This window comes from Nonomuraea sp. NPDC001684 (genome assembly GCF_053596515.1).
The window spans coordinates 1-9,855 of the sequence record NZ_JBSFGJ010000351.1; the positions used below are offsets into that span (position 1 = coordinate 1).

Here is a 9,855-nt window from a genome sequence, read left to right on the forward strand (position 1 = left end):
TCTCGTTGGCGAACGCGCGCTCCTGCATGATCTTGCTGGCGCGCAGCTCGTCACGGCGGTGGACGACCGTCACCATGCGCCCGAACCGGGTCAGGGCCCCGCGACGGGCTGACCGTCGTCCTGGCGATCCGCCCGGTGGCCAGCCGCACGGTACGGCTGGCGCTGCGGACGGCGGATTCCGTGACGAGGTTGCCGGTGGCCAGGGCGGCCAGCGTGGAGCCGGCGACGCGTCGCCGTGCCAGGGCGGCGCCGTCGCCGTCGCCTCCGTGCCATTCGCCGTCCCATTCGCGGCGGAGTACCAGGACCATCGCGCTGTCGCCGTGGGCCAGGTAGATCTCGGCGATCCGCCGGTCGCCGAGGCTGCGGATCCGGCAGCCCAGGCTCTCCAGGCGGGCCCGGCGCAGCGGGGTCTCGGCGGCCTCGGCGGTGCCCAGCACGCTGCTGCGGAGGGTGGCGTCGGGGCGGGTCACGGCCCGGTGCCGGGCGTGCAGCTCGACGAGGTGGCTCGCGAGCAGCTCGGGACGGTAGTGGGCGCCGCGGTCGCGGTAGGCGGCCAGCTGCTCGGCGAGGTCGCCGACGGCCAGCAGCGGCCAGCGCGATCCGGCGGCGTCCAGATGGCGCTGTACGTCGGCGATGGTGGCCGCCAGTCCCTGGCCGAGGTGCGCCGCGCCGTCGCGCAGGACCGTGCCGGCCAGCCCCAGGGCCCGCTCCAGCCCGGATCCGGCGCCGGTCCCGGCTTCGCCGCCGACGTCGACCCGTGCCTCCGGCGTCCCGGGATGCAGCTCGTCGGCGACCCGGAACGCCCACACGGCGAGGGCGATGACGTCGTCGCGGCTGCCCGCGACGGCGTCGGTGTGCACGAAGCCGAGGTCGCCGGGGATCAGGAAACGCACGGTCGCGGTGGCGAGCTCGACCTGCGGCGCGGGGTCGGCAGCGGTGGCGCGGCGCACGCGGGCGGTGTATCCGGCCCGTTCGGTACGGCGGGCGGCGGCCATCAGGCGGGCGCCGATCCTGGCGGTCAGCTCGTCGTCGCTCACCTGCCCCGGCGACCAGGCGGGGGGTTCCGGATCGGGGCCCTCACCCTGCGGATGCTCGACGGTCTCGACGGTCGCGGCGTGCTGGTGCTGGTACGCCAGCACCACCCCGACGACATGCCGGCAGACCCCGGTGGCGCCGCACGTGCAGCGGGCCGCGTCGAGGCCGCCGGGTGGCAGGCTCGCGGTCGGCCCGCCCGCGAAGTCGCCGTGCACGGTCCCGTCGGCGTCGGTACGCAGGTCCGGCGCGGCTTCCTTGCCCGCCCGCTTGACCAGGCCGCGGTTGGTGAGCGCGGCGAGGGAGTCGGTGGTGAGCCCGAGCAGATCCGTTCTCATCGGCCCACGTGCTCCGCGACGAAGGACGCCAGCTCGCCGGGGGTCATCGCGCCCACGTACGCCCCGGCGTCGGCCAGGCGTTGCGCGAGCTCCCGGTCGTAGTCGGGGTTGGCCTGCTCGTCGAGGGCGGCCAGGCCGAGGACCTTGCTGCCCTGCTCGACCAGGTCACGCACGATGCGTACCAGCCGGTGACGATCGCCGCCCTCGTAGAAGTCGGAGATCAGCACGACGACGGCCCGCCGCGGCTGGTCCACCAGCCCGGCGCCGTACGCGGCCGCGCGGGCGATGTCGGTGCCGCCGCCGAGCTGGACCTTCATGAGCAGTTCCACGGGATCGTCCACGTCGGAGGTCAGGTCCACCACGTCGGTGTCGAAGGCGACCAGGTGGGTGCGCACGCCGGGCAGGCCCCACAGGCAGGCCGCGGTGACCGCCGAGTGGATCACCGAGTCCGTCATCGAGCCGGACTGGTCGACGAGCAGGATCACCTGCCACTGTTCGAGGTGGCGGCGGGTGCGGGAGAAGAACAGCGGGGTCTCGATCACGACCTTGCCGGTGTCGGGCTGGTAGCGGCCGAGGTTGGCGCGCAGGGTCCGGACCATGTCGAAGTTGCGGGCCTGCCGCAGCCGGCCCGGCCGGCGCGCTCTCGTGCCCGAGAAGGCGCTGCGCACCTCGGTGGCGAGCTTGTCCATGAGCTGCCGGACGACCTGCTCCACGATGCGCCTGGCCAGCCGCAGCACCTGCGGGTTCATCAGGTGTTTGGTGTGCAGGACCGCCTTGAGCAGCGCGGGGTTGGGCTCGATGCGGGCGAGCACGTCGGGGTCGGTGACGAGGTCGTGGATCTCGTAGCGTTCGACGGCGTCGCGTTGCAGGCGTTCGACGGTCTCCTTGGGGAACAGGCGGGTGATGTCGTCGAGCCAGCCGAAGGTGGTCAGGTTCGACGGGCCGCTCCCGGCCTGCCGCCGTACGCCGCGTCTGCGCAGCTCCTCGTCGCGGCCGTACAGCCAGTCCATGGCGGCGTCGCGGCCGGCGGCCGCCTCGTCGAGCCGCCCGCCGCCGAGGCAGGCGCCGCCGGCCTCGCCGAGCAGCAGCCGCCATCGTACGAGGGTGGGGTCGGTCATGGCGTGATCAGTCCCTCCCGGCGCAGTGCCGCATCGACTCGTTCGTCCAGGGCCATGCCTGCGGCCACCAGTTCCGGCGCCGCCTCCAGCCGCATCAGGTCCCACGCGGACGCGCCCGCGCCGGAGCGCAGTTCGACCAGGCGGCTGGCGATGAGGTGCCGCTCGCGGGGCGGGAAGTAGCCGAACGCCTGGCGCAGCGCCGGCAGGGCCACCAGGAAGTCGTGGTCGCTCATCGCCGCGACCAGCTCGTCGAGCAGTTCCAGCATGCCGCCGGTGTGCAGGACCTCCTCGCGGGCGAGCGCGAACAGCCCGGCCAGCCAGTCGCCGGCCGACGCGGGGACGAACGCGCCGCGTACCGCCCGCGCGGGGTCCGCGGCGGCGGCGCCGCGCAGTGACCAGCCCAGCCCGAGCGCCGCTCCGCGCAGGTCGGGCGGCGCGTCCTGGCAGGCGGCGACGCGGTCGGCGACGCCCAGCGCCGCGTCCAGGTCCAGGCCCAGCGGCGGCCCGGCGTGCCTGAGCGCGTCGCGGACGGCGGCCATGGCGCCGATGCGCTGCGGATCGGCGGGTACGGGCCCGCCGCGCACGCCCTCGGCCAGCCACAACACCCGCAGGGTGGCGGCCCGGACCACGGTCCCCAAGGTGGTGCTGCCGCTGGTGGCGAACAGCTCGTCGTGGCGCCACATCGCCAGGGCGACGGTGAGCGTGCGGCCCAGCGAGCCCAGGTCGGCCGCCGCGGCGATCGCCCGCGCGAGGTCGTCGAGCACCTGCCCCGCCAGCTCGCCGATGCCGCACAGCGCGGCGTCGAACAGCACGTCGGCCAGCCGGTCCAGGTCGGCGCCCCTGATCCGCTCGGCGAGCACGGAGGCCGCCGCCTCCTGCGGGTCCACGCCGTACCCGCCTGCCTCGATCAGGGCGGGCAGGCGGTCGTCGGTCTCGCTCAACGTCCACTGTTCGACCAGCTCGGCGCCGCCCGCGGGGCGGGGTCCCGAGGTGCGGACGACGCCCGGGATGCCCAGGACGCGCAGCCTGTGCAGGAAGCGGCTGCGCGCGCGGCCGGCTTGCCCGCCGAGGTCGAGCCGTTCGCCGCCGGGGCCGCCCAGCTCGGCGAGCACCGCGTGGACCAGCGGCGGCAGCGGGGTCGAGGGGTGCAGGCGGCCTGTCCGGTCACCGCTGAGCGCCGCGATCATCTCCACGACGACCGGGTGGTGGCCCGCCTGGAGGGGCCCGCGGGACGCCCAGGGCAGCGGGATCTCGATCGCCTCGCCGACCAGCGCGGTGGCCAGGCCGTCGAGCACGTCGACGCGGGCCGGATGCGGGTGGCCGCGCATCAGCGCGATCCCGTCGGCGGTGGCGCGCGCGGCGATCAGCTCGGCGGTGGAGACCTGCCGGCGCCGGGCGCGCAGCCGGGCCGTCACCGCCTCGACGAGCCTGCGGGCGGCTCCGTCGGGGCCGTGCTCCCACAGGTCCTGGTAGTAGCCGGGCGACGGCATGCCCGACTGGTAGCCGGCGAAGGCGTCCAGCCGGCGGAACGAGTACGGCACCAGGTAGCTGCCGACCGCAGCACCCTCGGGCGGCCGCGGCACCTCCGGCCAGCTCCGGTCGCCCTGCTCGGCCAGCCGGATCAGCGCGGGACGGTGGAAGCCGCCCGTGACCACGACCACCGGCCGCTCGCCCGCGTCATCGGCGGCCGCCCGGATCCAGTGCGCCATGTACTCCTCGCGGGCCGTGTCGCCAGGATCGGCCCCGGTGTCGCCGCGGACGAGGTCGAAGTAGGTGGCCAGCCGTTCGGCCAGCCCGTCGGCCGGTTCGATCTCGAACAGGTGGTCCCACAACGCGTCCATGTTGTCCACGGCGAAGGCGCGGCAGAGCCGCCGGGTCGCCTCGGCGTAGCGGGCCTCGGCGTCGGCGTACCGGTTGCTGACGTCGGCCAGCGCGGGATGCCAGGCGGGCAGGTCGATGAAGCGCAGCTCGGCGCCGGCCGCGCGGCCCGCGGTCAGCGCCGCCCACTCCGGGGAGTAGTCGCACAGCGGCGTCCATGAACCGTGGCGCCGCTCGTGGTCGCGGTAGCCGGTGTGGACGGCGATCGGCAGCTCGTGGCCGAGCAGGAGCTCGTCCATCCGGTCGTTTATCTCCGCCGGCCCTTCGACCAGCACGTACGCGGGACGTACGGAACGGATGGTGTCGGCGACCAGCCGGGCGCAGGCGGGACTGTGGTGCCGCACGCCGAGGAAGATGACCGCCATCGGTCAGCCCGGCAGCAGGTGGCGGGCCTCGTACAGGGCCTGCCACTGGTCGCCGTGCCGCCTGCGCTCCAGGTACCTGCGGAGCTTGGCCAGGTCCTCCGGGTTGTCCTTGGCGGCCGTGCCGGCCAGGCAGGAGACCAGGTCGGCGGCGGTGCCCGGCTCGCGGCGCAGGAACCAGCCGCGCACCCCGACGGCATGGGCGACCGAGACGGCCTCCGCGGTGCTCATCACCCCCGACAGCCGGTCGGTGGCGTCGCCGCGCGCGGTGTGCCCCTGGCGCAGGTCGCGGAAGGTGGTGACCAGGACCTCCAGCACGTCGCGGCGCGGCGGCGCGGTGACGCCCGAGCGTTCGAGCAGCGCCACCGCCTCCGCCTCCACCAGCGCCAGCTCGGTGTCGAAGTCGGCGATCGGGAAGACGGTCTCGAAGTTGAAGCGGCGCCTGAGCGCGGCGCTCATCTCGTTGACGCCGCGGTCGCGGGTGTTGGCCGTGGCCAGGATGGTGAACCCCTCCTGGGCGAACACCATCGACTCGGGACCGCTCAGCTCCGGTACGGCGAGCACCCGGTCCGACAGCGGTGACAGCAGGCAGTCCTGCACCTCCAGCGGGCACCGGGTGATCTCCTCGAAGCGCACCACCTTGCCCTCGGCCATGCCGCGCAGCAGCGGCGCGGGCACCAGCGACCGGTTGGAGGGGCCCTCGGCGACCAGCAACGCGTAGTTCCAGGAGTATTTGATCTGGTCTTCGGTGGTGGCCGCGCCGCCCTGGATGGTGAGCGTCGAGGTGCCGCTGACGGCCGCGGCGAGCAGCTCGGACAGCAGCGACTTGGCCGTGCCGGGCTCGCCGACCAGCATCAGCCCGCGGTTGGTCGCGAGCGTCACCAGGGACCGGTCGATCAGCGAGGGATCGCCCACGAACTTGCGGCTGATGCCCAGCTTCTCGTCCCCTAGGACGAAACGGCGGGCGGCCCGCAGGCTGAGCGCCCAGCCGGGCGGCCGGTCGTCGTTGTCGTGCTCCCGCAGCCTGGCCAGCTCGCCGGCGTAGCGGATCTCGGCCGGGGGCCGCTGGGCGTGTCCGTTCATCGGGTGATGTCCCTGAGGTCTCGGAGGATCTCGGAGGTGGTGATCGGATCGAGGCCGTCGAGCCCCAGCTCGACCAGGGTCTGCTCGTCGGCGAAGCCGGGGTAGCCGATCGCGATGCCCGGATCGAGGCCGATCGTGATGGTCCTGCCGCCGGGCACGTCCCGCTCGATCCAGCCCTGCCAGCCGGCGTCCTGAGGCGTGCCGCGCCGCCAGCCGCGCCGCTCCAGGCCGATCACCGCGCCGGTGGGGATCCTGGCGGCCTCGATCTCGGCCACCAGCGCCGGATCCAGCTCGTACGTCTCCCTGCCCAGCTGCGGGAACGGCTGCAGGATCTCGTAGTCGGCGAACACCTCGGACCAGGCGGCCAGGTCCTCCCCCAGTTCCAGGGGGTGCGCCACGCCTACGAGGGCGTCTTCGGGCAACGTCAGCGTGTCGTCCGCGACGTCGGCGAAGCTGCGGTCCTCGGCCACGCGCAGGGTGCCCGTGAGCCGCCCCGACGGGTCGTACAGGCCCCATACCAGCCGCCGGACGATGTGCCGGAGCAGCGGGTGGCCGACGAACAGCCGGCCGAAGTCGCCGGCGCTCCAGCGACGCCGGTTCACCATGGCCTGCTCCAGGCGGCGGATGGCGTCCCCGGCCACGGAGCGCACGTCCTTCTTCAGCCCGGCGAAGCGCCGGTAGGCGGCGGTCGCGAGCTCCTGATCGTCGTTGGCGCCCGGCTTGGGCAGGTTCTTCAGCCGTTTGCCCGAGGCGTCGGCCACGTACGGCCTGAGCTGCTCGTCGAAGCCCACCACGAACCGCCTGCGGCCGTAGTCGAGGGTCAGGCTGCCGTCGTCGGACAGGCCGAAGTCGGGCACCAGCCGGTCGGCCAGCTCCTGCGGCCCGAGGCCGAGCTCGGCGGCGACCTCGTCCATCTTCTGCTTGGCCCGGTTCTTCAGCCCGCCGAACTTGACCTTCTCGGCGATGCCGTGCAGGTGCATCAGCGCCACCTCGGAACCGATGGAGGCCAGCAGGTCCAGGCCGGCGACCGCGCGCGCGTGCCCGCCCTCGCCCGGCCAGGCCCTGATCAGCGGGGTCAGCCGCCGTACGGTCTCGTCGTCGCCGAGCAACGCCTGCGCGTCCATCACCCAGCTCTCCTTGGACGGGTAGCCGGCCGCCTGCCAGCACTGGAACAGCGCCCAGGCGAAGTCGGCGAGGCTGCGGCCGTCGCAGGCCTGCTTGACCACGGCGAGACCGGCGTACGGGTCGCCCGGCTTGGAGATCGCCAGCATCGTCATCACGTGGCGGGCCGCCTCGGGGGGCAGCGCGCCCGCGTCGCCGCGCAGGTGGATCGGGGTCGTGATCGCGACCTCCGTCCACTCGGGCAGCGCCGGCATCCTGGCGGGCAGCACGTCGAGCGGGTCGGCCACGAGCAGGTCGGCGATGGCGGCCTCGGCGGCGGGCCCGTACCCTGCGGCGGCCTCGGCCACGGTGTCGCGGTGGCCGCCCGCGACCAGCGCCGCCAGCGCCTGCTCGGCCCGGAGCCGGGCCACGCCGGGCTTGCCGAGAGCCGCCGGGACCAGCGCCCTGGCGGCCGCCGCGGGGTGACGGTTCAGCCAGGCCAGCGCGGTGGCGCGGACCGACTTCAGCCGGGCCAGCCAGTCGGCCATCAGCACGGCGACCTCCGGCGCCGCGAACGGCAGCAGCGACGCGGCGACCGAGCTGGGGCCGCGCCGGGCGCTGTCGACCACCATGGGCAGCGCCGCCGTGCCGAACCTGGCCACCACCATCGGCATCCAGTCGCCCGCCCCCCACAGGTCGCCAGGGCGCCACTTGCCGATCAGCGGCGCGGCCAGTTCCTCGGGCCCGGCGGCGAACAGGGCGACCTCGTCGGACCAGTGGGCGCCCCCGCCCTCGGCGATCCCGCGGGCGACGTCCTTCCAGCTCCGGCGCCAGGACCGGCCCCAGGAATTCTCCGCCCGGGAGGAGCGCCAGTTGTCCTGCTCGCCCGGCGCCCACAGGAGAGCCGGTTCGTCGGTGCACGCCAGGCCGTCGACCACGACCACCTTGCGCGCCTTGCGCGGGCGGGTCCAGGGCGGGCTGGCCAGCACCTCGGGCAGCGCCTCCGGCACAGCGGCGGCGACGGCGCCGGCGGTCGCGATCCTGTCGAGACGCTCGGCGGCGGCGCCGTCGCCGAGGCTCGCGCGCACCTCGTCCACCAGGTCGGGACGGGCCGCCACATGGGTGCGCAGCAGCAGGTCGACGATCTTGCCGCCGGACTCGGCCAGCATCCGCATCGCGCGGCGGGGGAAGCGGGAGGCCGCGCGCAGGAAGGCCGGCTGGGTGTACTTCTGCTCGACGCGGTCGAGGATCGCCCGCATCGCCGTGTCGTACGGCAGGTCGGCGAGCACGTGCAGCAGCCGCTTGCGGCTGTCCGCGCCGTAGGCGTGGTCCACCCAGACGGCCAGCAGCGGCACGGCCGCCTCGCCCATGCCGTCGACGACCGTGGCCGGCAGGGCGAAGGAGTCCCCCATGTAGGGGCCACGCACATGGTCCGCGATCAGCTCGGCGTGCTCCGGCGTGCTGATGGCGGCGATCAGGCGGACGGCGAGAGCCGGGAGGACCCGGCTCACCTCGGCGCAGTCGGCCGCGACCCACCCGGTCTGGGTGGGCGCCAGGTAGGAGGCGGCCACGCGCTGGTGGAGCCCGCCCGCGCGGCTCACCGCCAGCGCCGCGACGACCTCGGCGTACTCGGCGTCGGACGCGGCGGCCAGCGCGGCGCGGACCCGGGCGTCGATCTGCTCGCCGGAGGCCCAGCCGTACCACTGGTCGGAGGCCTCGCCGTCGGCCAGCCGGCGGACCATCCAGGTGCCGCCGTCGTGGACGTAGTCCAGCGAGGCCAGCTCGGTCACGGCCACCGCCGCGAACACCAGGCCGCGTTCGGCCAGCCAGGTCTCGGGGAACAGGGACAACAGCTCGCGCTCGGCCCATGGCACGGACGCGGCCATCGCCTTGGCGACCACCGCCGCGCCCAGCGGTGTGCCGGCGGGCTCCCCCGCCAGGTACGCCGCGCCCGCGGCCGCGAGCTCCGGATCCGGGCACTTCGCCACCATGTCGGCGAGCACCTTCCCGCGTCGGCCCAGCTCGGCGGCCAGTTTCTGCGGCGCGCCCGGGTCCGGCCGCCGCACCGGGGCCTTCGCTCCGCCTCGCCGGGGGTGGAGAGCGCGCAACCAGGCGGGCGGCAACGCCAGCCGGTCCTCGTCCTCGTCTTTGACGCCTCCGGCGGCCGCGGGCGAAGCCTCCCGCGGCGAGGCGGCCGTTCCGTCCTCCGCGTAGCCCTTGCGCATCTTCTCCGCCACCAGCTTGTCGGCGGCGGCAGTGGCGGCGGCGGCCGAGCCGAACGACTTGACCTGCGTCTGACCGGCCGCGCCCAGCCGTCCGTACCGGATGTGCAGCTCTGCGCCGTCCTGGCGCACCTCCCAGAACTTGGCCGAACTTCCGCCGACGAACGTCAGCGTGCGCTCCACGCTCATGCCGATACCTCCACGCCGCATCCCGTCGTCCTCTTGATCGACAGCGGCGAGTATGGCGGGCACGACCGACAAAGTTGCGCGGACCGTAGGCGGGGGCGGTCCTCGGCGGCGGTCTTCGGCGGGCAGCGGCCGAGCGCGCGGCACGGCCTGCCTGTCGCGGCGCGGGCGGGAGCGTGTCCGCGAGGGGTCAGTGGCAGGTCAGCGGGGGTGGCTGGGGACCGCAGGGACGGCCCCGGTTGCCGCCGCCGTCGATCGCTCCTGAGGGCGGCGTGATCCAGACGAAGTAGCCGTCGTTGTGCTTGCCCACGTTTCCCGTCAGGGTGATCGGGGAGCTTCTCCGGCCGATGTGGATGGCGCCACGTACGGGAAGGCCCGCCTCGTCGGTGAGCCCGCTGGGATCGTGGCCGTTTCCCTTGAACACGTTGTCGATGAACGACGAGGTGGTGGAGTCCCTGACGTTGCCCCGGCTGATCCAGTGGTACGACTGGCGGGCCTCGTACCACCTGTTCGGCATCGTGTCGATGGGGCTCGC

The 9,855-nt window shown here is 74.6% G+C and carries 6 protein-coding genes and 1 pseudogene; all 7 read right to left on the reverse strand.

Annotated features, from left to right (window positions below; all coding sequences use genetic code 11):
- Positions 1-94: pseudogene (locus tag ACWCSD_RS39140) on the reverse strand (NAD-binding protein); the annotation flags it as partial.
- Entirely contained in the window at positions 51-1,370 is a 1,320-nt protein-coding gene (locus ACWCSD_RS39145) for a hypothetical protein (RefSeq protein ID WP_449922479.1), read from the reverse strand. The gene ACWCSD_RS39145 and the pseudogene ACWCSD_RS39140, both read right to left, overlap by 44 nt.
- Positions 1,367-2,488 carry a VWA domain-containing protein gene (locus ACWCSD_RS39150; protein WP_397158114.1) on the reverse strand — a complete coding sequence of 374 codons (1,122 nt, stop codon included), beginning with the start codon at positions 2,486-2,488 and terminating at the stop codon, positions 1,367-1,369. Before ACWCSD_RS39150 ends, ACWCSD_RS39145 begins: the two co-directional genes overlap by 4 nt.
- The gene (locus tag ACWCSD_RS39155) at positions 2,485-4,710 is read right to left on the reverse strand and encodes a DUF5682 family protein (RefSeq protein WP_449922481.1); all 2,226 of its coding nucleotides are present in this window, start codon (positions 4,708-4,710) and stop codon (positions 2,485-2,487) included. Before ACWCSD_RS39155 ends, ACWCSD_RS39150 begins: the two co-directional genes overlap by 4 nt.
- A 24-nt stretch (positions 4,711-4,734) precedes the next feature.
- Positions 4,735-5,811 carry an AAA family ATPase gene (locus tag ACWCSD_RS39160; protein ID WP_397158118.1) on the reverse strand — a complete coding sequence of 359 codons (1,077 nt, stop codon included), beginning with the start codon at positions 5,809-5,811 and terminating at the stop codon, positions 4,735-4,737.
- Positions 5,808-9,323 (reverse strand): WGR and DUF4132 domain-containing protein, encoded by a 3,516-nt coding sequence (locus tag ACWCSD_RS39165; RefSeq protein ID WP_449922484.1) that lies wholly within the window; start codon positions 9,321-9,323, stop codon positions 5,808-5,810. Before ACWCSD_RS39165 ends, ACWCSD_RS39160 begins: the two co-directional genes overlap by 4 nt.
- Before the next feature lie 187 nt (positions 9,324-9,510).
- Positions 9,511-9,855: hypothetical protein (locus ACWCSD_RS39170; RefSeq protein ID WP_449922486.1), on the reverse strand; the 345-nt coding region annotated here is incomplete at its 5' end.